Raw genomic sequence first — 24,901 nt, 5'->3', positions numbered from 1 at the left:
GCCGGTCTTCCCCGAATCCCCTCTTATCCGGAGTGCTTTCAATGAGCCGATTCTTCGGCCAGATCCGTCAGGCTGGCTACGTCGTGCGCGACATCGAGGCCGCCATGGACTACTGGAGCCGCACGCTCGGCATCGGTCCGTGGTTCTACAACGAGCGGGTTCCGATCCGGAACTACACCTACCGCGGCGAATCCTACGAGGTTCACAATTCGGTGGCGCTGGCCAACTCCGGCCCGCTGCAGATGGAGCTGATCCAGACCCGCAACGACGCGCCGTCGATGTACCGCGACTTCCTCCAGGCCGGAAACACGGGCCTGCAGCATGTCGCCTACTGGACCGAGGATTACGACGCCGACCTGGAGCGGCTGCTCGGCCAGGGCTTCAAGCCGGTGATGAGCGGCGAGGTCGGCGAGAAGGGCCGCTTCGTCTATTTCGACACCGAATACCACCCCGGCACGGTGATCGAGCTGTCGGAGGTCGCCGGGCCGAAAGGCAAGATGTTCGACCTGATCCGCGAGGCGTCGATGGGCTGGGACGGGTCCGATCCGGTGCGGCCGTTTCCGGATTTGAGCAAGCTGTAAGGGGCGTTTCGTAGGAGCGTCTTGCCCCCTCCCTAACCCTCCCCCGCTACGCGGGAGAGGGGACTGCCGCCTTACTCCCGCAAAGCTCCTGCCCCCTCTCCCTCGAAGAGGGGGAGGGATGGGGAGGGGGCATTCGTAAGCCACCACTCCCCATGCGACCGAACAAGGCCAAGCCCATGCACGCCGACCGCATCGAAGCCACATACCTGATCGAAACTCCCCTAGCCCCGGCCAAGGTGGCGGAGGTGATGGCGGGCGAGCAGTCCTGCGGCACCTTCACCCGCGTCCATGGCGAGACCGACGACCTGCGCGCCCGCGCCCGCGCCATCGTCGAATCGGTGGAGAAGCTCGACACCGCCGACACCCCTGCCCTGCCCAACACTTGGGCAGAACGTCAGCGCACCCCCGGTCCCTGGCAGCGCGCCCGCATCACCATCTCCTTCCCCACCGCCAACATCGGCGCCAACCTGCCCACGCTGGCCGCGACGGTCGCCGGCAACCTCTACGACCTCGGCGAAGTCACCGGCCTCCGCCTGGAATCCCTTCACATTCCGCAGGCCTACCGCGCGCAGTTCGACCTGCCCCGCCACGGCGTCGCCGGCACGCGCCGCCTGACCGGGGTGGCGGACGGGCCGTTGGTCGGCTCCATCATCAAGCCGAATGTCGGGCTCTCGGCCGAGGAAACCGGCGAGCTGGTCGGCACCCTGTGCGCCGCCGGGCTGGACTTCATCAAGGACGACGAGATCTGCGCCGACCCGGCCCATGCGCCGCTGGCCCAACGCATCCCCGCGGTGATGGACCGGGTGCGCCGCCACCAGGACCGCACCGGCAAGCATGTGATGGTCGCCTTCAACATCACCGACGAGACCGACGCCATGCGCCGCCATGCCGATTTGGTGGAGCGCGAAGGCGGGTCCTGCATCATGGTCAGCCTGAACTGGTGCGGCTATTCGGCGGTCCAGACCCTGCGCCGGCACAGCGGTCTTGTGTTGCACGGCCACCGCAACGGCTTCGGCGCCTTGTCGCGCCATCCGCTGCTGGGCATCGGCTTCGACGCCTATCAGGCGCTGTGGCGGCTGGCCGGTGTGGACCACATGCATGTGCACGGGCTGAACGGCAAGTTCGCCCAGCCCGATGCCGAGGTGATCGACGGCGCACGGGCGTGCCTTGCGCCGTTGGCGTGCGATCTTCCCCCTCTCCCCCCCGGGGAGAGGGACGGGGTGAGGGGGATGCATGGCGTGGATTCGGGGGAGCCGCATACGTCCATGCCAGCCGACACCTCCACGCAACGCGCCCCCCTCACCCTAACCCTCTCCCCGGGGGGGAGAGGGGATGTGAGCGACGCCGTCATGCCCGCCTTCTCCTCCGGCCAATGGGCCGGCACGGTTCCCGTCACCTGGGAGTCGGTGGGAACGGCCGACCTGCTGTTCATGTCCGGCGGCGGCATCATGGCCCACCCCGACGGGCCGGCAGCCGGCGTGCTGAGCATTCGGCAGGCCTGGGACGCCGTCCGTGCCGGGCGCAGCCTCGACGACGCGGCGGTGGGCCTGCCGGAACTGCGCCGGTCGCTGGACTTCTTCGGAAAGAAGGGCTGACCACAATGCCGGCGATCCCGAAGCTCGGCTGGTACGGCGACGATTTCACCGGGGCGACCGACACGCTGGCCTCGCTGGCGAAGGCCGGGCGGCGAGCGCTGCTGTTCCTCGACGTGCCGGATGTCGCCCGGCTGGGAGCCGCCGGCCCGCTCGACGCAGTCGGCATCGCCGGCGCCGCGCGCAGCATGCCGCCCGACGCCATGCGGGCTGAGTTGGAGCCGGTCGGCCGCTTCTTCGCCGCGCTGGGCGTGCCGGTGATGCATTACAAATGCTGCTCCACCTTCGACAGCGCCCCCACGGTCGGCAGCATCGGGGAGGCGGTGCGCAGCCTTGCGCCCTATTTCCCCAACCCATTCCGCCCGGTGGTGGGCGGCCAGCCGAACATCGGCCGCTATTGCCTGTTCAGCACCCTGTTCGCCGCCGCCGGTACCGGCGGGACGGTCCACCGGATCGACCGGCATCCGACCATGAGCGTCCACCCCGTCACCCCGATGGCGGAGGCCGACCTGCGCAGCCACCTCGCCGCGCAGGGGCTGGACGGGATGGCGGCTCTGCACTACCCCGATTATTGCCTGGACGACGCAGCGCTCGACATCCGGCTTGAACGCCTGCTGGCGGAACAACCATCCGCCGTCCTGCTGGACGTATCGCGCAGCACGGATCTCGCCGCCGTCGGTCGGCTGATCTGGAACCATGCGCTACGCCAGCCGCTCCTGGCCGTGGGGCCGAGCAGCGTCGCCCAGGCCCTGACCGCCCATTGGGACGCCCAATCCCTGACCGCGCTCACCGAGGAGACGCCGCTCGCCGCCGCGGCAGCCCCGGTCTTCCTGATGGCCGGCAGCCTGTCGCCGGTAACCCGCCGGCAGATCGAGGCGGCACACTCCTATTGCCGCATCCAGGCCGATGCCGCCGCCCTGTGCGACGACCCTGCCTATGGCGAACGCCTGCTGGCGGAGGTTGCCGCCTCCTTGCGCGCCGGACGCCACACGCTGGTCTGGACCGCCCCGGCCGAGCCGGGGACCGCCGACACCACCCGCGCCGGTCGGGTCGCGGCGGCCACGGCGGCATTCGTCGCGGCGGTGCTGCGCGCCGTGCCCCTGCGCCGGGTCGGCATCGCCGGCGGCGACACGTCGAGTCTCGCGGTACGGGCGCTTGGCTGCTGGGGGCTGTCCTACCGCTGCACCCTGGTGCCCGGCGTCACCGTAAGCCGCACCCATGCCGACGATCCCGCGGCGGACGGGCTGGAGTTGATGCTGAAGGGCGGCCAGATGGGCGGCGACGACCTGTTCGAACGGCTGCTTGGCTGACCAGTGCCCAGTTGTATGAGCATTAAAACCGTACTCCAGGCAATCTCCCGTTTCCTGAAGCACAGCATAAAAATACTTAAGTGTCCAAATGAAGCGCCCAACCTCTCCGCGCAATTCGGAGAGTCCGCCGTGTTGCGTTCGTATGAAATTAACGTTTCTGTCTGATAAAATGCTCACAATTATCATCTTGGACGTACTCCGACATGGGCGCGGCAGCCTGCATCAACCATACGTCCGACCAACATTGGTCAACGAATGATTTTGCAGCACTTACCCTGATCGCCGACCCGATCTGGGTCGCCGATCTGCGGACGGGCCACGCCCTTTGGGCGAACCGCGCGGCTTGCGCCCTCTGGGGATTGCAGTCGCCGAATGAACTCCCCTCGGACGCCGATTGCATCCTGCCGGCATCGGTCCGGCAGCGGCTTCCCGAATACGCCCTGCTGCTTTCGGACGGCGCCAGCGTGAGCGAGCGCTGGATCGTTGCGGCTGCGTGCGGCCCGGCCTACCTGTCCTGCCACTGCTCCGGCATCCGTCTGGCGGACGGTCGGACGGCGATGCTCGTCCATGGCAGGCCGCATCCGGCCGAATCGGTGCCGTCCTCCGCGCTGCACCTGTCGCGGATGGTGGAACATCTGCCGATGGCGGCGGCCTATGTCGAGGACGAGCGGATCTTCATCAACAAGGCGGCGGAACGGCTGACCGGCTACCGGCAGGAAGACCTGCCCGGCATGGACGCATGGTTCTCCACCGCTTACCCCGGCCATGACCGCGAGATCCGCAGCCGGTACGACGCGGCACGGCTGGCTGAAGCCTCGGTCCTGACTGACCTTGAGATCACCTGCAAAAACGGCAATCGCCGCTGGATCCGCTTCTTCGCCTATCTGACCCGGGGCGGCGAGGTCTGGCTGATGGAGGATGTGACCGATCATCGCGCCACGCTGGAGGCTCTGCACCACGAGCGCGCGGTTCTGCAAAGCCTGATCGATTCGATGCCGGACATCGTCTTCTTCAAGGACCGGGACGGCGTGTACCTCAACTACAATCTTGCGGCCCTCGATTATGTCGGCTGGCGTCCGAATCCCGACGATCGCTTGCGCGATGCCGATCTGGTCGACCCCGAAACGGCGGAGCGCCGTCGGCGGGGGGACCTGCGCGCGATGGAACAGGGGATGGCGCGCAACGAGGAATGGTTCGTCTACCCCGACGGCCGGCAGCGGCTGATGGAAACCGTCAAGACCGTCTGTCGCGACCGCGAAGGGACCGTTCTTGGCGTCGTCGGCATTTCCCGCGACGTCACCGATCGGCGCGCCATGGAGGAAATGCTTCGGCGCAGCGAAGCGGAAAAGGACCATCTCGCCAACCACGATCCGCTGACCGGCCTGCCGAACCGCCGGCTGTTCTTCGCCCGCACCGACGCGGAACTCGAACGGTCGTGCCGCATCGGCCAGCCGCTGGCCTTGCTGTTCATCGATCTCGACGGCTTCAAGCCGGTGAACGACCGTCTCGGCCACGGCGCGGGCGACCAGGTGCTGCGCGTGACGGCGGAGCGGCTGTCGGGATGTCTGCGCGGCTCCGATCTCGTCGCACGCATCGGCGGCGACGAGTTCACCGTCCTGCTGGAGGGAATCGGCGCGCCTGCCGATGCGGAGCGGATCGCCGGCAAGCTGATCCGCGCCCTGTCTGCGGAGATCACGCTCGGCAGCGAGCGCGTGTCGGTCGGCGCCAGCATCGGCATCGCGCTGTACCCGCGGGATGCCGACGACACCCGGTCCCTCGTGAAGGCGGCGGACGACGCGCTCTACCGTGCCAAGCATGCCGGCCGGGGCCGCTATGCCGTCTGCGATCCGCGGCGCTGAACCGCGCGTCCTGACCGTCCTCCAGGCATGATGTAGCAACACTACAGAACCGCAACCGAAGCACGTATCGACCGTTTTTCCTGGAAAACCCTTGTTTTCCAACCTTCCGCCTGTGCGCCCCCTGCGACGGAATTACCCAGGGGGCACGCTTGCACGGGCTGCCCCGACAGGAGTATGTAGTAAAGCTACAAGGCGGGGGCGGAAACCGGCAGGGTCCGGAACTGTTTCCCACCGACGGGCCTGCACCGATGCGCGGCAGCAAGGACATCGACCGATGAACATGGACAGCAAGGACGTGGGGGGCTGGAGCCAGCCGACTCCGCAGACTCTCGACGCACTGATGCCCGACGCCATCGCTCTCGCCGCCGAGAATCTCGGCGTCAAGAAGGCACATTACGACACCCCCACCCTGTTCGCCCTGGCCGTGCTGGCCGGCGCCTTCATCGCGCTGGGCGGCCTGTTCGCCACCGTCACCATGTCGGGGGCGGAAGGCATGATGCCCTACGGCGTGACGCGGCTGCTGGGCGGGCTGGTCTTCTCCATGGGCCTGATCCTGGTGATCGTCGGCGGCGCGCAGCTGTTCACCGGCGACGCGCTGATGGTGATGGCCTGGGCCAGCGGCCGGTTGCATGCCCGCGAGATGCTGCGGGTGTGGACCACGGTGTGGATCGGCAACTTCGTCGGCGCCGCCGGCACGGCGCTGCTGGTCTTCCTGTCGGGGCAATACACCTTCGGGCACGGCGCGGTCGGCGCATCGGCGCTGTATTTCGCGGTGGCCAAAAGCTCGCTGCCGACAAGCCAGGCCTTCTTCCTCGGCATCCTCTGCAACGTGCTGGTCTGCCTCGCCGTCTGGCTGGCCTTGGGCGCGCGCAGCGTCGGCGACAAGATCCTGGCGATCACCTTCCCGGTCGCCGCCTTCGTCGCCGCCGGCTTCGAGCACTGCGTCGCCAACATGTACTTTGTCCCGCTCGGCCTGCTGATCGAATGGGGTGCGCCGGACAGCTTCTGGGCCGACCTCGGCCGCTCCGCCCCCTCCATCCCGGTCGGCCATTACCTGATCAACCTCGCCGCGGTCACCATCGGCAACTGGATCGGCGGTGCGGTCATGGTGGGTGCGGTCTACTGGTTCATCTACCGCCGCCCCAAGCTGCGCTGAGCGGCGGCGTACGTCCTCCCCCAACCCGCCCCTTTCTCCCATCCGTCATCCCCGCGAAAGCGGGGATCCAGGCCGCCTCGCCGGCTTCCCTCCGCATGCCCTGGAGTCCCGCCTTCCGCGGGAATGACGGTCCAAATCGAAGCGGCCATCCCTAAGCGGCCATCGGCCTGATCGAACAACCCTTCAAGATACGGGACATCCCTTCCCATGAGCGCCATCACCGAAATCCGCGCCCGCGAAATCCTGGACAGCCGCGGCAACCCCACCGTCGAGGTCGACGTCACCCTCGAGACCGGTGCCTTCGGCCGCGCCGCGGTGCCGTCGGGCGCCTCCACCGGCGCCCATGAAGCGGTCGAGCTGCGCGACGGCGAGAAGAACCGCTTCGGCGGCAAGGGCGTGCTGAAGGCCGTGCAGTCGGTCAACGGCGAACTCGCCAAGGCCCTGATCGGCATGGATGCCGCCGACCAGCGCGTGCTCGACATGACCATGATCGAGATCGACGGCACCGAGAACAAGGGCCGCCTGGGCGCGAACGCCATCCTGGGCGTGTCGCTGGCGGTCGCCCGCGCCGCCGCCGAGGATGCCGGCCTGCCGCTCTACCGCTATGTCGGCGGCGCCTTTGCCTCGCTGCTGCCGGTGCCGATGATGAACATCATCAACGGCGGCGCCCATGCCGACAACCCGATCGACATCCAGGAATTCATGATCATGCCGGTGGGTGCCGAAACCGGCGCCGACGCCATCCGCATGGGTTCCGAGATCTTCCAGTCGCTGAAGAAGAAGCTCAAGGACGCCGGCCACAACACCAACGTCGGCGACGAGGGCGGCTTCGCCCCCAACATCGGCTCCACGGAGGAGGCGCTCGGCTTCGTCATGAAGGCCATCGAGGCCGCCGGCTACAAGCCGGGCGACGACGTCATGCTCGCCATCGACGCCGCCTCGACCGAGTTCTTCAAGAATGGCAAGTACGAGCTGGCCGGTGAGGGCAAGTCGCTGTCGCCGGAGCAGATGGTCGCCTACTGGGCCGATCTGGCCGGCCGCTTCCCGATCATCTCGATCGAGGACGGGATGGCGGAGGACGATTGGGAAGGCTGGAAGGCGCTGACCGATGCCATCGGCAGCAAGGTGCAGTTGGTCGGCGACGACCTGTTCGTCACCAACCCGAAGCGTCTGGCCCAGGGCATCCGCCAAGGTGTCGCCAACTCCATCCTGGTGAAGGTCAACCAGATCGGCACGCTGTCGGAGACGCTGGAAGCGGTCGATATGGCGCACAAGGCCGGCTACACCGCCGTGCTGTCGCACCGTTCGGGCGAGACCGAGGACAGCACCATCGCCGATCTGGCGGTCGCCACCAACTGCGGCCAGATCAAGACCGGCTCGCTGAGCCGTTCTGACCGCCTCGCCAAGTACAACCAGCTGATCCGCATCGAGGAGCAGCTCGGTGTCGCCGCCCGCTTCGCCGGTCGCGGCATCCTGAAGGCCTGATTTCCAGGGATCCGGAGGCCCCCTGCCCCGCGACCGTCCCGCCCCGCCCTCTCCCGCCCCCGGAGAGGCGACAAGGACCGGAAGGGCCGCGCCCAAAGGGACTTCCAGGACGGGCGGCGAGCGTCGTGATCGCTGAGATTGCTCGCCCTTCTGCCCCCTTCCCCCGATCTCTCCCCGGGGGAAGGGGGGTTCCCCGCCCAGCCGCACCATAGACCTGCGGCATAGTGTCAAGGGCCGGGGGATTCCGTTGGTTCTATGTTGCAATGCACATTTAATATACTAATATATCTATGGTTCCCTCGCGGCGCAGAATGCCGGCCCAAGCCGGCAGCGGAACGTTTCCGATTTTCCAGGCGCTGCCCTGTCGGACCGCAAAAACGGGCCGCTCGATCGACCCGGTCAACCGGAGTGTTCAAAAAATGCGTGCCAGTGGTGAAGCGTTCGGCAACGGCATCGGCGCCGTGGTCGAGAATGTGACCTTCGACGAAATCCAGATCGGCCAGACGGCCAGCCTTTCCCGCCAGCTGACGCTGATGGATGTGGAGCTGTTCGCGACCGTGTCGGGCAACATCAACCCGGCCCATCTGGACCCGAAATTCGCGGCCGACAGCCGCTTCCAGAAGGTGATCGGGCCGGGCATGTGGTCGGGCTCGCTGATCTCCGGCGTGCTCGGCACCTACCTGCCCGGCGCCGGGTCGCTCTATGCCGGCCAGAGCCTGCAGTTCCGCCGCCCGGTCGGCCTCGGCGACATCGTCACCGCCACCGTCACGGTCATCGAAAAGCGCCCGGCCAAGAACATCGTCGTCTTCGACTGCGTCTGCACCAACCAGGATGGCGAAGTCGTCGTCCTCGGCACCGCGGAGGTCGTCGCCCCGACCCAGAAGGTCATCCGCCCGGCGCACGAGCTGCCGCAGATCCAGATGATCCGCCACGACAAGCATGACGCGCTGCTCGCCAAGTGCGACGAGCTGCCGCCGGTCGTCACCGCCGTGGCCTATCCCTGCGACGCCAGCTCCCTCCAGGGTGCGGTCGAGGCCGCCCAGGCCGGGCTGATCGAGCCGATCCTGGTCGGGCCGGAAGCCCTCATCCGCAAGGTCGCCACGGCAGGCGGTCTCGACATCTCCCGCTACCGCATCGTCGACGCCGCCCATAGCCGCGCCGCTGCGGCAGCCGCCGTGGCGCTGGCCCGCACCGGCGAGGCAGAAGCGGTGATGAAGGGCAGCCTGCACACCGACGAACTGATGGGCGAGGTGGTGAAGAAGGAGACCGGCCTGCGCACCGCCAGCCGGATCAGCCACGTCTTCCTGATGAATGTGCCGACCTACTCCAAGACGCTGCTGATCACCGACGCGGCGATCAACATCTACCCGACGCTGGAGGACAAGGTCCACATCGTCCAGAACGCCATCAACCTCGCCAAGGTGCTGGGCGTCGACACCCCGCGTGTCGCCATCCTGTCGGCGGTCGAGACGATCAACCCGAAGATCAACACCACGCTGGAAGCCGCCGCGCTCTGCAAGATGGCCGACCGCGGCCAGATCACCGGCGGCATCCTGGACGGCCCGCTGGCCTTCGACAACGCCATCTCCGCAGAGGCCGCCCGCACCAAGGGCATCGTCTCCCCGGTCGCCGGGCAGCCGGACATCCTGCTCGCCCCCGACCTGGAAGCCGGCAACATGCTGGTCAAGCAGCTGTCCTTCCTGGCCAACGCCGACCTCGCCGGCATCGTGCTGGGCGCCAAGGTGCCGGTCATCCTCACCAGCCGCGCCGACAACGTGCGGGCGCGTCTCGCCTCCTGCGCCGTCGCCTCGCTGGTCGCCGCCGCTCAACGCCAGCCCAAGCTCGCGCTGGCCGCCGAATAGGACGCTTTCGTCATGGCTGCACACTCCAATTCCGGCAGCGACGCCTGCCTCGTCATCAACGCCGGCTCCTCCAGCCTGAAGTTCTCCGTCTTCCAGGGCGGCAGCGCCGCGGAGCTGGAGCCGGTCGTCACCGGCCAGATCTCCGGCATCGGCACGGCTCCCCGCTTCGAGGCGAAGGACGCCGCCCGCCACAAGATCGCCGACCACAGCTGGGCCGCCGGTGAGAATCCGGGCCGTCCGGAGCTTCTGCACCATCTGCTCGACTGGATCGGCGACACGCTGAAGGGCGCGGCGCTGGTGGCCGCCGGCCATCGCGTCGTCCATGGCGGCACCCGCTTCTCCGCCCCGGTGCGCGTCACCCCGACCGTGCTCGACCAGCTGGAGGAGCTGATTCCGCTCGCTCCCCTGCACGAGCCGCACAACATCGCCGCCATGCGGGCGCTGGCGCAGGTATACCCCTCCCTGCCGCAGGTGGCCTGCTTCGACACCGCCTTCCATCAGACCCAGCCCTGGCAGTCGCAGACCTTCGCCATCCCGCGCGAACTGACGGCGGAGGGTATCCGGCGCTACGGCTTCCACGGCCTCAGCTACGAGTACATCGCGCATCGCCTGCCGCAGGTGGCGCCGGAGCTGGCCGACGCGCATGTGGTGGTCTGCCATCTCGGCAGCGGCGCCAGCCTGTGCGCCATGCGCGCCGGGCACAGCGTCGACACCACCATGGGCTTCACCGCGCTGGACGGCGTGCCGATGGGCACCCGGCCGGGCGCAATCGATCCCGGCGTGCTGATCTACCTGATGCGCGAGAAGGGCTACGGCGCCGACGAGCTGGAGAAGCTGCTCTACCACAAGTCGGGCATGCTGGGCGTGTCGGGCATCTCCAACGACATGCGCGACCTGGAGAACTCCGACCTTCCGGCGGCTGCCGAGGCGGTCGAACTGTTCTGCCACAACGTCGCCAAGCAGGTGGCGGCGCTGGCCGGCTCGATGGGCGGCCTGGACGCGGTGGTGTTCACCGCGGGCGTGGGCGAGAACTCCACGCTGGTGCGGTCGCGGGTGGCGGAGAAGCTGGGCTGGCTCGGCGTCGCCATCGATCCGGCCGCCAACCGGGCGAAGGCGACGCGCATCTCCGCCCAGGACAGCCGGGTGCCGGTGTTCATCATCCCGACCGACGAGGAACGGATGATCGCCCGCCATACGCTCGGCGTCATCGCCGCCGATGCGTTGAGCCGGGCGGCTTGAGCGAACCTGACGCCGGAATTGCGCCCTCTCCCACCGGTAGGATCCCCTCTCCCCCCCGGGGAGAGGGTTAGGGTGAGGGGGAAGTGTGGCGGGACCTTCGGGGGGATCATGCAATGCATCCCCCTCACCCCGACCCACTCCCCGGGGGGGAGAGGGGGAGTCTCCTGGGCAGGAACGGTCATCATGGAACAGATCCCCACAAGCTCCGCCGCTCCCGCCGCACGCCCGGCTGAAAATGTCCGGCTCGGCATCCTGTCGATGCTGCTGGCGATGGTCCTGATGACCATCATGAACGCCCTGGCCAAGATCCTGGCGGAAACCTACCCGCTGGGCGAGGTCACCTTCTTCCGCAACCTGTTCGCCCTTCTGCCGGCGGTCGCCATGGTGGTCGCGGCGGGCGGGCGGAGCTGCCTGCACACCACCCACTGGCAGGGGCATCTGTGGCGGGCCGTCATCGGCCTCGCGTCCATGGTCCTGCTGTTCTGGGCCTATCACCTGATGCCGCTCGCCAATGCGGTGGCGATCTCCTACTCCGCCCCGTTGTTCCTGACCGCCCTGTCGGTTCCGCTGCTGGGTGAGAAGGTCGGCGCCTTCCGCTGGGGTGCGGTGGTGGTCGGATTCGCCGGGGTGCTGATCATGGTGCAGCCCGGTCCCGACATGATCGACCGCGGCGCCATCGTCGCCCTGACCGCAGCCGTCTGCTACGCCCTGGCGATGATCGCCATGCGCCAGCTGGGACGGACGGAAAAGCCGGTGACCACGGTGTTCTACTTCACCGTCATCTCCACGGCACTGAGCGCGCTCGCCCTTCCATTCGACTGGATCACGCCGGATGCCCATGCGCTGATGCTGATGGCGGGCATGGGGATCGCTGGCGGCGGCGCCCAATATTTCAGCACGCGGGCCTATTCGCTGGCGCGCGCCGTAGTGGTCGGCCCCTTCAGCTACGCCAGCCTGATCTATGCGACGATCCTCGGCTGGTTGGTCTGGGGTGACGTGCCGGCCGCCCATGTGATGATCGGCGCCGCCATCGTCATCGCCAGCGGCCTGCTGATCCTGTACCGCGAGACCCGCCGCGCGGCGGCTCCCGCCCCGCAGGTGGATTCATGCCCGAACACGCAAGCCCAAAGCGCCGGTCCGGTCCGGACCGCGTGAGCCGAGTTATTGCGGCAAAGTGGCATGCCCCCGCCTGAGGGTGGATTGTCCTTGCGCCGGATACTAATATATTAATATACTCGAGTTCCAAGGAAAGGACAGGCATCATGGTTACGACCGATGTCCAGGACAATCCGGCTCCCCGCCTGACCGGCCGGATGCAACTGATCCAGGGTGGACGGACCGATGAGGAACCGATCACCACCCGCCCAACGCATTTTGCCACCACCGGCAGGGTCTGCGCCATCGTCGGCGGCACCGGCCTGTCCGCCAAGCTGGACCTTCTGGCCCGGCTCATGACGCGGGTCGACGTGCTGGCGCTCGGCGGCGGCATCGCCAACAGCTTCCTGGCCGCGGCCGGCACCGACATGGGTGCCTCGCTGTGCGACCACGAGCTGATCGGCGAGGCGCGCAAACTCCTGGACAAGGCGAGGGCCTGCCGGTGCGAACTGCTGCTGCCGGTGGACGTGGTGGTGGCGACCGAGGCGCGGCAGGGCGTGGAGGACCGCGTCGTCTCCTGCGCCGCCATCGGTCCGGAGGACATGGTGCTCGACATCGGTCCGGCGACGGCGGCCCGGTTGACCGGCTGCGTCGAGGCCGCCGGAACGGTCGTCTGGACCGGGCCGCTCGGCGTCTACGAGATCGCCCCCTTCGACGTCGGCACCAACGCGCTGGCCTGGTTCATCGCCCGTCGCACCCGCGACGCCGGCCTGCGCTCGGTGGCGGCCGGTGACGACACCATCGCGGCTCTGGCCGCAGCAGGGGTGGACGGCCGCTTCAGCGAGCTGACCACCCGCGATGCCCTGCCGGCCTGGCTGGACATCGCCTCTCCTCGCGCGGTCCCGGCCTGACGGCCGGCCCACGCCTTAAAATTGTACCCCCGGCGGGCCGAAACCCGCCTTTCCCGGTTAAAACGAGTCTCCGCCCCTACCGGCACGAGACCGCAACGGAACGACTGGAGCACATCATGGCTGTACGGGTAGCGATCAACGGTTTTGGCCGCATCGGCCGTCTGGTTCTGCGCGCCATCTACGAGAGCGGCCGCAAGGACGTGGAGGTCGTGGCGATCAACGACCTGGCCGATCTGAAGGCCAACGCGCACCTGCTGAAGTACGACAGCGTCCACGGCCGCTTCCCCGGCACCATCGAGACGGGTGACGGCGTCCTGATCGTCAACGGCCACTCCATCAAGGTCGTGCAGGAGCGTGACCCGGCCAAGCTGCCGTGGAAGGACCTGGGCGTCCAGATCGCCATGGAATGCTCGGGCATCTTCACCAAGCGCGCCGATGCCGCCAAGCATCTGGAAGCCGGCGCCGAGAAGGTGCTGATCTCCGCCCCGGCCACCGACGAGGACATCACCGTCGTCTACGGCGTCAACCACGACAAGCTGACGGCCGAGCACAAGATCGTTTCGAACGCCTCCTGCACCACCAACTGCCTGGCGCCGGTCGCCCATGTCCTCCACAACCTGGTGGGCATCGAGAAGGGCTTCATGACCACGATCCACTCCTACACGGGTGACCAGCGGATCGTCGACACCAACCACAAGGACCTGCACCGCGCCCGCGCGGCGGCCCTGAACATGATCCCGACCTCCACCGGTGCGGCCAAGGCCGTCGGCAAGGTGCTGCCGGAGCTGAAGGGCAAGCTGGACGGCACCGCCATGCGCGTTCCGACCCCGAACGTCTCGGTCGTCGACTTCAAGTTCACGTCCAAGCGCGCCACCTCGGTGGAGGAGATCACCAAGGCGATCAGCGATGCCGCCAACGGCCCGCTGAAGGGCGTGCTGGGCGCCTATGACGAGGAGCTGGTGTCCACCGACTTCAACCACGACCCGCACAGCTCGACCTTCGCGCTGAACGAGACCAAGGTCATCGACGGCAATTTCGTGCGCGTCATGGCGTGGTATGATAACGAATGGGGCTTCTCCAACCGCATGGCCGACACCGCCGTGGCGATGGCGAACGCCAAGTAGGCCGCGCCGAACCAAAAATGCCGACCCAGACCAAAGGAGCCGGACGATGAGCAAGACGATCATGTGGGCCGAAACCGACGCCAAGGGCTTCGAGTCCGAGTGCCTGTTCAACGAGGACAGCCGCCAGTACGAAGTGATGGTCTGCGCATCGGGTCGCCGGCTCTGCCGGTCGGAATCCTTCCCGGCGCAATCCGATCCCATGCAGGGCATGACCGACGAGGACCGCCAGCGCGCCCTGCAATGCGCGGAACGGCTGGTCACCGAGATCGAGCACGATCTGGGCGACCGCTGAGCGGTCGGCATCAGGACCATGATGCGGAACGGGCCGGTACCCTTCAGGGTGCCGGCCCGTTCCGTTTCCCGACACCGCTTACGGGGATGCCGGATCACTCCTCCTCGTCGTCGGCCGTCTCCTCCTCCGGCGGTGCGTCCAGGACGATCTCGTCATTCACGGCGTAGAGCAGGCATTCTTCCTTGCCGCCGTCCTGCTCGCACTTCTCGACCGCCGCGGTGCCGGCCTCCTCCTCGCTGTCGCGGTCCCACACCGACGCCCAGCGGCCGGTCAGCGTCAGGGCGAGAGCCTTATGCCCGGCATTGCGCTGGTAGTTGACCATGCCGACCTTGCGCGTGCGGTCGCTGACGAAGGGGACGCGCGCCGGATCGAAGGAGCCGGAGCCCAGGATTTCCATAGGCATCGGCACGAAGCGCTTGCCCTCCATCACCACGCCATCGTCGACGGCGTAGAGGGTGCAGGGCTCCTCCGCCCTATACTGGCAATATTGCAGGGCGCTGCGCCTGACGTCGTCCGCAGTCCGGCTGTTCGACTTGTTCGTGAAGTAGGCGTAGTTCCCCTTGGTCGAGATCGCCAGGGCCTTGGGCGACGGCAGGTCGGGATACACGGCCAGAGCGGCCCGCGACTTGCCGCTGAGATAGGGGATCGCCTCGACATCGACCGGCCGGGCGGCCGGCATGGGTGGAGCGGCCGGGGCGGGCGCAGGAACCGGCGGAGCGGCCAGGGCGGCGACCGACACCGGCGCCCGTTCCGCGGTGGCGGCTGCACTCGATGTCCCGCCAAGTTCGGCGACCCGCGCCTCGGCGATCGCCGTGAAGGTGCCCTGTGGAAACTGCTTCAGATAGGCTTCGAACAGCCCGCGGTTGGAACTGCCCTTGATGCTGTCCCAGAACAGCGTTTCCTTGTCGGCTCCCGCGGCGGCCCCGGCGGCGGCTCCCGCGGCAGTGGGCGCCTCGGCCGGCGGCTGGGCCACCACCGTCGTCGGCCCCAGGAAATAGAAGCGCCCTTCGATGGGGGATGCCGACACCCACGGCTGCTGGACGCCGCCGGTGTTGCGCTTGACCGTGATGCCGACATCGTTGAAGACGTCGAACACCGTTTCCCCGGGTTTCAGCAGGGCTTTCGACAAGGCTTCGGTGTAGGGGCTGTTCGACCCGGTGCCGTCGGCCGCCACCGCGCCCGGCTGCGTCGCATAGGCGATGATCGTGCCGGCCGGCGCCTGCATCTGCGCCAGCCCGGGCGACGCCGCGCGCAGTCCCCTGCCGCCGAAGGGATTGTTGCGGCAGGCGTCCAGGATGACGATGTTCATCCGGCTTTCCGCCAGCGCCATCTCGTCCAGCACCATGGCGATGTCGATCAGCTCATAGCGGACGTCCGACTCCTTCTCCAGATTGGCGGAGACCGGCAGGAGGTAATTGGTGCCGCGCGCCTGCATGCCGTGCCCGGCATAGAAGAACAGCCCGACATCCGCCCCGGCCAGCCGGGCGCCGAAGCTGCGGATCACCCGCTCGGTGCCTGTCCGGTCCAGATCGATCTGCGGCGCCCCGCCGATCAATTCGAACCCGGCCGCCCGCAGGGATTCGGCCATCGCCTTGGCATCGTTGACCGGGTTGGGCAGCCGCGGCGCATGCTGATAGGCGCTGTTGCCCAGGATCAGCGCCACCCGCCGTTCCGTTCCCGCCGCCCAGCATGGCCCGGACACCCAGACGAAGAGGGACAGGGCCAGCGACAAGGCCAGCGCGGGGGTGCGTCCCAGGGTGCTCACAGCCATTATCCTTCGGATCGGAAGCGTCGCTGCCACTCTGCCCAGGCAACGCCTGCGCTTGCAAGGCCGGCGATACTCCGAAGGTTCTATACGGCACCCCCTAGACGTAGGCGATCAGCCGCCCGGCGGCCAGAACCGCGATCCACAGCAGCAGCGAGGCCGCGCCCGCCACGCGCGCAGCCGGCGGTGGCCGCCCTCCCCCGCCCCAGTCGAGGATCCGGCGCCCGGCGCCGCGATGGAACAGCGCGATGTTGGCAAGCGCGGCGACCAGAAGCCCCATCTTGACGAGGAAGGCCGGATTGCCGGCCAACGCGGTCGCCTCGCTGATGAACAGCAGCATTCCGGTCGGCACCGCCAGGACGAAGCCGATGACTGCCACCGGCAGCAGCAGGCGGGACAGCGCCTCGGCCGGCAGGCGGGCGTGCAGGCCCATCAGCCGCAGATCGAAGGCCGCGATCCCCCCGACCAGCAGCGCCAGCCCCAGGATGTGCAGCACCTCGACCAGCGGATACACCCACAACGACTGGCGCAGCGCCTCGCCCAAGCCGGAGGTCTCCAGCGCCACCAGCCAGCCGGGTCCGGTCGGGCCCTGGCTGTGGTCCATCAGCGCAGCTCGACCGTCTGGCCGCCGGCCGTGATGCGTTCCGCCCGCAGCTCAGCCGGCTCGGACTTGTGGGCATAGCCGACCACCGTCACCGTCTGGCCGGGCTTGATCGTCCCGTCCGGCAGGCCGCGCGCGGTCATGCGGCCGGGCGGCGCCAGCACCACATGCCACAGCTTGCCGTCCGATTGCAGGTTCAGCATCGCGTGCGGGTTGCTGAAGGCGAACTGTTCGACCGTGCCGGTCAGGGTCAGCGTCTTTTCGGAATCATAGCCGCCCCAGCCATGATGGGCGAGCGCCGGCAGCGCCACCGCCGCCGTAACGGCGGCAAAGCTTGCGGCAACAAAGACACGGGATCGGGTGTTGAGCAGGCGGCTGCGGACCATGGTGACGCACTCCCTCTCATCAGGCATCCTCGCCACACATGGGGTGGACCGCCTTCCCGGCAAGTGGGGGGCGGAGAGCCGCACCGCCAACGGAGATGCCGATGCCCATCCCGCGCCGCCATACCCTGATGGTTCTTTCCGCTGCCGCGGTGCTTGCCGTCTTGGGCAGTGCGCTTCCCGCCGCAGCGGTGGAGACCGCCGGTCTCGTCGTGCTGATGCGCCATGCGGAGGCTCCGGGCACCGGCGACCCGCCCGGCTTCACGCTGGACGATTGCGCGACCCAGCGCAACCTCAGCGGCGACGGCCGCGCCCAGGCCGAGCGCATCGGCGAGCGGCTGCGGCAGCTCGGCATCGCCAAGGCCCGCGTGCTGTCCAGCCAATGGTGCCGCTGCCTGGAGACCGCGCGGCTGCTGGACCTCGGTCCGGTGAAGGAGATGTCCGCCCTCAATTCCTTCATCCGTCGGCCGGAGGAGGAAAAGGACAAGATCACCGAACTCCGCCAGTTCCTTGCCGACCTGCCGCGCGATGGCCAACCGGTCGTGCTGGTGACGCATCAGGTCACTGTCACCGCGCTGACCGGCATCTTCCCGGCATCGGGCGAGGCGGTGCTGCTGCGAGCGAACGGCACCCCCAACCCCGACCAGCTCGACCGCCTGCCGACCCGCTGAAGGCCCGGCTAACGCCGGAGCGCCACGGCCACCGCGCGGCTGACCGCCGCCGGAATGACCGAACCATGGTTCTCGCCCGCGAAGGACACGAAGCTCACCGCCGGTCCGCGCGGACCCAGCGCTGCCAGACGCTCCGCCAATTCGCGCGCGTTGTCCTCCATCCGCGCCTTGCGCCGCCGCTCCTCGCGCGCCGGGTCGGGCGGCTCGCCGGGCGGGGCCTGCAGTTCGTTCTCGCCCACCGTCACCAGCAGGCTGCGCGTGGCGGCGGCCGGCGGAAGGGCGTCGGTGAAGCGGCGTTCCTCGCCTAGGATGGCGCGGTCCTGCCACCAGATCGATGGGCTGGCGGCGACGAAGCGCTGGAACGCCTCGCAGCGCGTGAACAGCGCATGCAGGACGAACAGCCCGCCATAGGAATGGCCGAACAGGGTCTGGCGGCTGCGGTCGACCCGGAACCGCCGCTCCACCTCCGGCTTCACCTCCGCTTCGATGAAGTCCAGGAAGGCGTCGGCCCCGCCGGTGCCGGACGGCGCCCCGGCGGCCGGCGGCGTATAGTCCCGCGCCCGCCGGGGCTGGTCGAAGGCCCTGTCCGTCGGATAGCCGATGGCGATCACCAGGGCCGGCGGGATGCCCACCGCAGCGCCATGCCCGCCGACCACCCGCATCGCCTCGGTCGCCGTGCCGAAGATGCTGTTGCCGTCCAGCAGATACAGCACCGGCCAGCCTTCCGGCGGCGGAGGGGTTTCCGGCCAGGACGCGAAGATGCGATGGGACCGGGCCGGATCGCCGCCGGCCGTCATGTCCCACTGCACCGTGCGGGGCAGCGTCACCGCCACCGGCTCCCCGGCGGCGGCGGGACCGCACAGCATCAGGTCGGCAGCCGCGGCAGCCGTCGCAATCGAAGCGCCGATCATGCCGCGCCGCGTCATCGTCCTATCATTCAGCATCCGATCATTCACCATTTGTAGCGCACCCCCGCCAGCACCAGGCGCCGGTCGCCGAAGAAGCAGGCGGTGGCGCTGGAACAGCTGGAAACGAATTCCTTGTCGAACAGGTTGGTGACGTTCAGCGTCAGTTCTGCCCCCGTCAACTCCGTCTTCAGGGCGCCCAGGTCGTAGCGGATCGCGGCGTCGGCCAGCGTGTAGCCCGGCACTTCGAAGCTGTTCACGTCGTTGCCGGCGGTCGGTCCGACATAGCGGACGCCGCCTCCCAATTCCAGCCCGGTGAGCGGGCCGCTCTGGAAGCGGTAGTTGACCCAGCCGCTTGCCATGTGATGCGGCACCTGCGGCACGCGATTGCCGGCGACGCCGGCCGTGTTGGACTTGGTCACCTCGGCGTCGATGTAGCTGTAGGCGCCGATCAGGTCCAGGCTGCTGGTCAGGCTCGCCCGCCCTTCCAGTTCGATGCCGCGGGAGCGGATCTCGCCGGTCTGGACGCTGTAGAGATTGTTCAGCGGATCGACGGTCAGCACGTCGCGCTGGCGGATCGAATAGCCGGCCAGCTGGATGAAGCTGTTCATGCCCGGCGGCTGGTACTTGACGCCGGCCTCATACTGTTCGCCCTTGGTCGGGCTGAAGGCGTTGCCGCCACGTGCCGGCGAATAGCTGCCGGAGTTCGGCAGGAAGCTGGTGGAATAGTTGACGTAGGGCGTGATGCCGTTGTCGAACAGATAGAGCAGCCCTGCCCGCCAGGTGAAGGCGCTGTCCGACTGGCTGGTCCGGCTGTTGTTGGAGGTCAGCACCGTCGTCTCGCTGTCGGCGCGGTCGTAGCGCACGCCGACCGTCAGGCGCCAGTTCTCGTAGGCGACCTGATCCTGTGCGTAGAAGCCCAGCTGGGTCTGGATCTGCCGCGTGGTCTGCACGCTGCGCGCGGTGGGATAGCTGTAGCCGTAGACCGGGTTGAAGATGTCCATCGTCGGCACGGTCACGCCGGTGAACTGCCCCAGGTCGCGGCGGGCGAAGCCGCGCGACCAGTCGGTGCCGAACAGCAGCGTGTGGTCGACCGGCCCGGTCATCACCGTGGCCTGCGCCTGGTTGTCGATGGCCACCGTGTTGGCCATGTCGTTGACGTCGCTGATCGACCGGCTGGCCGTGCGCTGGTTGGCCTGCAGCGACGAGAACGAAATCGCGTTGAAGGACGAGTTGACATGGTTGTAGCGGGCGTTCTGCCGCAGGGTCCACACGTCGCTCAGCCGGTGTTCGAACTGGTAGCCGATGGAAGCCGAATTGCGCGTGTAGTTGTCGTAAGCCGGATCGCCGGCATAGAAACCGGAACCGAGCTTGCCGTTGCGGTTCGGCAGCACGGTGCCCACGGCGGGCGCGAAGTTGTAGAACCCTCCCTCCGGGTCGCGCTGATAGCTGGCGAGCACGGTCAGGCTGGTGTCGGACGTCGGCTTCCAGGTGATGGCCGGCGCGATGGCGATGCGGTCGTCGTCCACATCGTCGAATTGCGTGCCCGATTTGCGGCCGATGCCGGTCAGGCGGTACAGGAACTGCCCATCCTCCGTCAGCTTGCCACCGGTATCGAACATGGTCTGCAGCCGGTTGTTGCTGCCGGCCTCCACCCGCACCTCGTGGGTGGCGGTTTCGGTCGGGCGCCGGCTGACCAGATTGACGATGCCGCCCGAACCCGCCTGACCGTAGAGGACGGAGGCCGGACCGCGCAGGATCTCGATGCGCTCCAGCAGCCAGGGATCCACCGTCGGGATGGCGTAGGAGATGCTGCGTTGCTGCCGCAGCCCATCCAGGAAGTTGACATAGGCCGCACCGGCACCCTGCCCGCCGAACCCGCGCACGAACACGCTGTCATAGCGGGCGCTGGGCCGCACCTCCGCCAGGACGCCGGGGGTGTAGCGCAGGGTCTGCGACACCGTCTGCGATCCCTGGTCGTCCATCTGGTCGCGCGTCACCACGCTGACCGACTGCGGCGATTCGATCAGCGGCGTGTCGGTCTTGGTGCCGGTGGTGGTCACCCCAGCGACATAGCCGTCCACCGGCTGCCAGCTTCGCCAGGCGGTGGCCTGGACATTGACCTCCGGCAGCTGGATGGCACTGCCCGCATCGCCGGACACCGAAGGTGTCGGCAGCAGCGTCACCGTGCCGGCATCGGTGTAGCGCCAGGTCAGGCCGGTCCCCTGCAGCAGCTTCGGCAGCGCCTGATCCGCCGACAGCCGCCCGCTGACCCCCGGCGACCGCAGGTTCGCCGTCATGTCGGAGCTGTAGAGAAGCTGGATGCCCGCCCGGCTGGCGAAGTCGGTCAAGGCGGAGGACAGCGGCTGCGCCGGGATGTCGTATTGGCGGGCATCGCTCGCCGCGGCCGTCTGGGCCTGCGCCGCGCCGCCTTCCACCGCCACGCCGGCCATGGTCGCCAGCAGCAGGACGCGCAGGGTCTTGCCGGGGAAGTAATGCCGCAGGGAATGTCGCAGCGGAAGCAGGCCCCTGTTCCCCGCCGTCCGGATGTCGCTCGCCATTGTCGTCTCGTCGCTTCTCGATCGATCCCGCCGCCCGTTGCCAAGGCCAAGCCGGGATCCTCCTGACCGTTAAGACCGGCGGCGGCGCGAAACCCCTGATGTCCGTTTTGACGATTTTGCGAATTATTCTCAGGATGTCTGCCGAAGGGCTAATCTAAGGAACGCTCAAAATCACATTTCGCTGGGAAATGTCATTGCAAATCGCTATTTTTTGGCATGCACTCGATCCGCTACACAGCCGATGCGCTGAAGATCCTCCGTCGGATGCCGCGCAACACGGCGGGTCTGATTCGCCAAAAAATCGAAGAAGTGGCTGCCGATCCGGCAAAGGCACGCAATGTGAAGAAGTTGAAGGGCCGCGACGGCTATCGGCTCCGCGTCGGAGACTGGCGGGTGATCTATACGATAGAAGCCGGCGTTCTGGTCCTGATCGTTATCGAAATCGGCCCGAGAGGAGACATTTATGACTAACCCCGCTCAGATCATCAGGGACGACCAGGGCCGGCCCGCTTTTGCGGTGCTGCCAATCGCAGAATACGAACGGCTCCTGGAAGCTGCCGACGAAGCGATCGGCCTTCGTGCCTTCGATGCCTATCAGGCCGCAAAGCCGGAAACCTATCCTGCGGATGTGGCCGACCGCCTTATCGACGGCGAGCATCCGGTGAAGGTGTTCCGGGAATACAGGGGCTTGACGCAAACGCAGTTGGGCGACGCCGCCGGGTTGAAGCAGGCATACGTGTCCCAGATCGAAGCGGGTTCCCGGATCGGCACGGTGGACGTGTTGAAGCGGATCGCCGAAGCCCTGCAAGTCGACCTCGACGACATCACCTGATCGCGAATCCGCTCACCCCTCCCGCCCGGTCAGGACGGCGAAGTAGCCGGTGATGCGGTGGACGCGGATGGGCAGCACCTGTTCGATGGCAGACAGGGCGCGGTCGGGATCGCGGATGTCGAAGACGCCGGTGACCCGCCGCTCCCCCAGCTTGGAATCCAGCAGGACGATGGGGCCTGCCCGATAGCGGTTCAGCTCCCCCACCACCTCGCTGAGGCTGCGGTCGTCGAAGACCACGCGGCCGTCGCGCCATGCCGTGAGGCGGGCGACGTTCAGTCCAGTCTCGCGCACCGGGCAGGCGCCCTGCTCATAGCGCGCGGTCTCCCCCGCGGTCAGGCGGACGCCGTCCTCCGCCGACGCCATGCCGGCCGGGCAATGGACTTCGACAATGCCCTCGTCCACCGCCACGCGGGTGGAGCCGTCCATCCGGCGCACGGCGAAGCGCGTGCCGACAACGCGGGTGACCGCACCCATCGCCGTCACTTCGAACGGGCGGCTGCGGTCGGACGTGACCGTGAAGAACGCCTCGCCCCGACGAAGGGTCACGCGGCGGTTCGAGCCGCTGAAATCGACCGCGATGGCGCTGTCGGTGTTGAGTTGGACCTGCGATCCGTCGGCAAGCGTCACGGTCCGCCGCTCCCCCGCCGCGGTGCTGTGCTCGCTGCCCAGGCGGTCCAGGGTGGCGGGGCCGAAGACCGCAGCAGTGGCAACGCTCGCAGCCAACAAAGCCAGCGGGGCGAAACGGCGGCTGACGGAGGAATGGGCGGGGCGGTTCCGGCGCATTGGGGGAACGGGTGCCGCCGGGCGCGGGTCGGGCATCCTGTCCAGTGCGCTCCATACCGCGCGCAGGCCGTCGAAGGCGGCACGGTGCTGCGGACTGGCGGCGAGCCACGCCTCGGTATCGCGGCGTTCGGCGTCCGTCACCGCGTCGGACTGCAGGCGTACGAGACGCCGCGCCGCCTCTTCGGTGAGGGCATCCGGTGCGGTTCCCGATGCGCATTTATGATCGGAGGTCATCGCCTGTTCCTGACGCTCGCTGGACCCATACCGTATTGGACCTGGAAAGGCGCTCCTTCCCTGACGCCCAAGGACGGAGTACCCCTACGGTTGGTCGTCTGTGCCGTCGCCCAGCCTCTGCCGGCAATGCAGCAGCGCCTTGATGATGTGCTTTTCAACCATGTTGCGCGAAATTCCAAGGCGATTCGCAATCTCGCCATGGCTCAGCCCGTCGACCTTGTTGAGCAGGAACACCTCGCGGCAACGCGGCGGCAATTCGTCCACCACCGCCTGCATCAGGCGCACCCGTTGGCGGGCGGCGGCGGCATCGTCCGGCCGCGCCGTCTCGGCCGCGCCGGCCGGGTCGGGCAGGCAATCCGGCAGGTCGCCGGCCGCGCGCTGCTCCTCCGCCCGGCGGGCGCGCGCAAGGTCGGACGCGACGTTGGCGGCGGCGGCATACAGGTACGACGTCTCATGGCTGATCGGCCCCGATCCGGCAAAGCGCAGCAGGCGCAGATAGACCTCCTGCGCGGCATCGGCCGCACTCTCCCGACAGCCCAGCCGGCGGACGAGGAAGCGCAGGAGGCCCGAATTGTGCTGCCGGAAGAGGCCATCGACCAGCAGGCGGCGCATGTGGGAGGCCATATCCGCAGTCCGATCGGAAACCCGATCGGAAGCCCGATTGGAAGCCATGTCGGTCCAGAATGGGTTGGGTCCAGGGTCAGGAAGCCTGAGGGCGGGAATGAGGAAAATCCGTCTGTCGCTGATAGCAGGACTGCGAATGATTATCAATATCGCCGCTGTCGCGCCGTGACGATTTCCATAGATCTCTAACCTTCGCGTAATGTCGGATCCGTCAACTTGCTCCAAACGCATAGAGACCGACCTGAACATCTGCGCCATTGACCGGAGCGGACGCGTAGGTCTGGATAGGCCGCTTCAGGTGGCTCGTTGCTTCGCATGTGGCCACAGATGGTAGAGTTCAGGGAAAAGCACAATGTTCGGCGGACGGACCACTTCGTTTCACATGCCGGTACCGGGTAGGGACAGGGCATGGCACCGTCTATACCGGACCTCCATCCCAATACTATTCGCCACGATCTGTCTTGGTCTCGCCGGATGCTCCACCGCGCATGTCACCACGCCTGCCCGCTCCGCCACCGAACAGCTTCTGATCTCGACCGCCGCGGACCAGGCGGCGGAGCGTCTGGCCGGGCGGCTGGCGGTGAAGGGCAGCGTCTATGTCGATGCCAGCGGCGTCGAAGGCTACGACACCAAATACGCCGTCTTCGCCGTCCGCGACGCCCTGCTGCGCCATGGTGCCGCCATGGCCCAGACGCGCGACGCCGCCGCCACAGTCGTGGAACTGCGGGTCGGCGCCCTGTCGGTGGACAGCGAAAGCTCGCTTCTCGGCATTCCCAGCATCGACATCCCGATGCCGGTCAGCGGCACCTCCTCCACCCCGGAGATCTCGCTGTTCAAGAAGGAGCTGACGCAGGGCGTCGCCAAGATCGCCGCCACCGCCTATGACAAGAACACCGGTGCGCTGGTCTCCTCCAGCGGGCCGCAATACGGTTTCTCCAACCGCGCGGAGTGGGTGCTGCTGCTGATGCTGAGCTGGGACACCAACGACCTGCTGCCGCCCGACACCCGCCCCGACCCGAAGCCCTGGGACGACTGA

Annotated in this window: 23 protein-coding genes and 1 pseudogene; 17 read left to right on the top strand and 7 right to left on the bottom strand. The window is 67.8% G+C overall.

Going from position 1 to position 24,901, the window contains the following annotated elements:
• Nucleotides 1–41 precede the first annotated feature (41 nt).
• From ACWPKK_RS19735 to ACWPKK_RS19675, 13 genes and pseudogenes are all read left to right on the top strand, one after another.
• Complete coding sequence (locus ACWPKK_RS19735; RefSeq protein ID WP_452007472.1) at nucleotides 42–581, top strand: VOC family protein; 540 nt, start codon at nucleotides 42–44, stop codon at nucleotides 579–581.
• A gap of 176 nt (nucleotides 582–757) precedes the next feature.
• Nucleotides 758–2,176 (top strand): ribulose-bisphosphate carboxylase large subunit family protein, encoded by a 1,419-nt coding sequence (locus ACWPKK_RS19730; protein ID WP_452008225.1) that lies wholly within the window; start codon nucleotides 758–760, stop codon nucleotides 2,174–2,176.
• 5 nt (nucleotides 2,177–2,181) lie between these two features.
• Complete coding sequence (locus ACWPKK_RS19725; RefSeq protein WP_452007470.1) at nucleotides 2,182–3,483, top strand: four-carbon acid sugar kinase family protein; 1,302 nt, start codon at nucleotides 2,182–2,184, stop codon at nucleotides 3,481–3,483.
• Nucleotides 3,484–3,686: 203 nt separating this feature from the next.
• Nucleotides 3,687–3,854: pseudogene (locus tag ACWPKK_RS19720) on the top strand (hypothetical protein); the annotation flags it as partial.
• 93 nt (nucleotides 3,855–3,947) lie between these two features.
• A complete protein-coding gene (locus ACWPKK_RS19715; protein WP_452008223.1) occupies nucleotides 3,948–5,342 on the top strand; it encodes a diguanylate cyclase domain-containing protein in 1,395 nt (464 codons plus the stop codon).
• Between the two features lie 274 nt (nucleotides 5,343–5,616).
• Nucleotides 5,617–6,498 carry a formate/nitrite transporter family protein gene (locus ACWPKK_RS19710; protein ID WP_452007468.1) on the top strand — a complete coding sequence of 294 codons (882 nt, stop codon included), beginning with the start codon at nucleotides 5,617–5,619 and terminating at the stop codon, nucleotides 6,496–6,498.
• Nucleotides 6,499–6,705: 207 nt separating this feature from the next.
• On the top strand, nucleotides 6,706–7,983 hold the full coding sequence (gene eno, locus ACWPKK_RS19705; RefSeq protein ID WP_452007466.1) for a phosphopyruvate hydratase: 1,278 nt from the start codon (nucleotides 6,706–6,708) through the stop codon (nucleotides 7,981–7,983).
• Between the two features lie 419 nt (nucleotides 7,984–8,402).
• Nucleotides 8,403–9,845 carry a bifunctional enoyl-CoA hydratase/phosphate acetyltransferase gene (locus ACWPKK_RS19700; RefSeq protein WP_452007464.1) on the top strand — a complete coding sequence of 481 codons (1,443 nt, stop codon included), beginning with the start codon at nucleotides 8,403–8,405 and terminating at the stop codon, nucleotides 9,843–9,845.
• 12 nt (nucleotides 9,846–9,857) lie between these two features.
• Nucleotides 9,858–11,084, top strand: coding sequence for an acetate/propionate family kinase (locus tag ACWPKK_RS19695; RefSeq protein WP_452007462.1), 1,227 nt, complete (start codon nucleotides 9,858–9,860; stop codon nucleotides 11,082–11,084).
• 183 nt (nucleotides 11,085–11,267) lie between these two features.
• Complete coding sequence (locus ACWPKK_RS19690; RefSeq protein WP_452007460.1) at nucleotides 11,268–12,239, top strand: DMT family transporter; 972 nt, start codon at nucleotides 11,268–11,270, stop codon at nucleotides 12,237–12,239.
• A 107-nt stretch (nucleotides 12,240–12,346) separates the two neighbouring features.
• A complete protein-coding gene (pgk, locus tag ACWPKK_RS19685) occupies nucleotides 12,347–13,090 on the top strand; it encodes a phosphoglycerate kinase (RefSeq protein ID WP_452007458.1) in 744 nt (247 codons plus the stop codon).
• Between the two features lie 116 nt (nucleotides 13,091–13,206).
• Nucleotides 13,207–14,214, top strand: a complete 1,008-nt coding sequence (gene gap, locus ACWPKK_RS19680; RefSeq protein WP_452007456.1) for a type I glyceraldehyde-3-phosphate dehydrogenase — start codon at nucleotides 13,207–13,209, stop codon at nucleotides 14,212–14,214.
• Between the two features lie 46 nt (nucleotides 14,215–14,260).
• Nucleotides 14,261–14,506: a hypothetical protein gene (locus ACWPKK_RS19675; protein WP_324870465.1), complete on the top strand. Its 246-nt coding sequence runs from the start codon at nucleotides 14,261–14,263 to the stop codon at nucleotides 14,504–14,506.
• A gap of 94 nt (nucleotides 14,507–14,600) precedes the next feature.
• Here ACWPKK_RS19675 and ACWPKK_RS19670 read toward each other — a convergent pair whose 3' ends face one another.
• From ACWPKK_RS19670 to ACWPKK_RS19660, 3 genes are all read right to left on the bottom strand, one after another.
• Nucleotides 14,601–16,277, bottom strand: coding sequence for a caspase family protein (locus ACWPKK_RS19670; protein ID WP_452007453.1), 1,677 nt, complete (start codon nucleotides 16,275–16,277; stop codon nucleotides 14,601–14,603).
• A gap of 94 nt (nucleotides 16,278–16,371) precedes the next feature.
• A complete protein-coding gene (locus ACWPKK_RS19665; protein WP_452007451.1) occupies nucleotides 16,372–16,875 on the bottom strand; it encodes a hypothetical protein in 504 nt (167 codons plus the stop codon).
• A complete protein-coding gene (locus ACWPKK_RS19660; RefSeq protein ID WP_452007449.1) occupies nucleotides 16,875–17,258 on the bottom strand; it encodes a DUF6152 family protein in 384 nt (127 codons plus the stop codon). Before ACWPKK_RS19660 ends, ACWPKK_RS19665 begins: the two co-directional genes overlap by 1 nt.
• 101 nt (nucleotides 17,259–17,359) lie before the next feature.
• Here ACWPKK_RS19660 and ACWPKK_RS19655 point away from each other — a divergent pair, with 101 nt between their 5' ends.
• The gene (locus ACWPKK_RS19655) at nucleotides 17,360–17,926 is read left to right on the top strand and encodes a histidine phosphatase family protein (RefSeq protein WP_452007447.1); all 567 of its coding nucleotides are present in this window, start codon (nucleotides 17,360–17,362) and stop codon (nucleotides 17,924–17,926) included.
• Nucleotides 17,927–17,934: 8 nt separating this feature from the next.
• Here ACWPKK_RS19655 and ACWPKK_RS19650 read toward each other — a convergent pair whose 3' ends face one another.
• On the bottom strand, nucleotides 17,935–18,852 hold the full coding sequence (locus ACWPKK_RS19650; protein ID WP_452007445.1) for an alpha/beta hydrolase: 918 nt from the start codon (nucleotides 18,850–18,852) through the stop codon (nucleotides 17,935–17,937).
• Between the two features lie 26 nt (nucleotides 18,853–18,878).
• A complete protein-coding gene (locus ACWPKK_RS19645) occupies nucleotides 18,879–21,392 on the bottom strand; it encodes a TonB-dependent siderophore receptor (protein WP_452007443.1) in 2,514 nt (837 codons plus the stop codon).
• 216 nt (nucleotides 21,393–21,608) lie between these two features.
• Here ACWPKK_RS19645 and ACWPKK_RS19640 point away from each other — a divergent pair, with 216 nt between their 5' ends.
• Together ACWPKK_RS19640 and ACWPKK_RS19635 are read left to right on the top strand one after the other, a co-directional pair.
• Complete coding sequence (locus ACWPKK_RS19640) at nucleotides 21,609–21,863, top strand: type II toxin-antitoxin system RelE family toxin (RefSeq protein ID WP_452007441.1); 255 nt, start codon at nucleotides 21,609–21,611, stop codon at nucleotides 21,861–21,863.
• A complete protein-coding gene (locus ACWPKK_RS19635; protein WP_452007439.1) occupies nucleotides 21,856–22,224 on the top strand; it encodes a helix-turn-helix domain-containing protein in 369 nt (122 codons plus the stop codon). Before ACWPKK_RS19640 ends, ACWPKK_RS19635 begins: the two co-directional genes overlap by 8 nt.
• A gap of 12 nt (nucleotides 22,225–22,236) precedes the next feature.
• On the opposite strand, the gene ACWPKK_RS19630 is transcribed toward ACWPKK_RS19635, so the two are convergent.
• The gene (locus ACWPKK_RS19630) at nucleotides 22,237–23,241 is read right to left on the bottom strand and encodes a FecR family protein (RefSeq protein ID WP_452007437.1); all 1,005 of its coding nucleotides are present in this window, start codon (nucleotides 23,239–23,241) and stop codon (nucleotides 22,237–22,239) included.
• 84 nt (nucleotides 23,242–23,325) lie between these two features.
• Nucleotides 23,326–23,865, bottom strand: a complete 540-nt coding sequence (locus ACWPKK_RS19625) for a sigma-70 family RNA polymerase sigma factor (protein WP_452007435.1) — start codon at nucleotides 23,863–23,865, stop codon at nucleotides 23,326–23,328.
• A 382-nt stretch (nucleotides 23,866–24,247) separates the two neighbouring features.
• Between ACWPKK_RS19625 and ACWPKK_RS19620 the strand changes: the two genes are divergently transcribed.
• Nucleotides 24,248–24,901, top strand: coding sequence for a DUF6655 family protein (locus tag ACWPKK_RS19620; protein ID WP_452007433.1), 654 nt, complete (start codon nucleotides 24,248–24,250; stop codon nucleotides 24,899–24,901).

Source organism: Azospirillum largimobile, assembly GCF_977007025.2.
The sequence above is the reverse complement of the archived record's forward strand: the minus strand, read 5'-3'. Positions and strand labels throughout refer to the sequence as shown.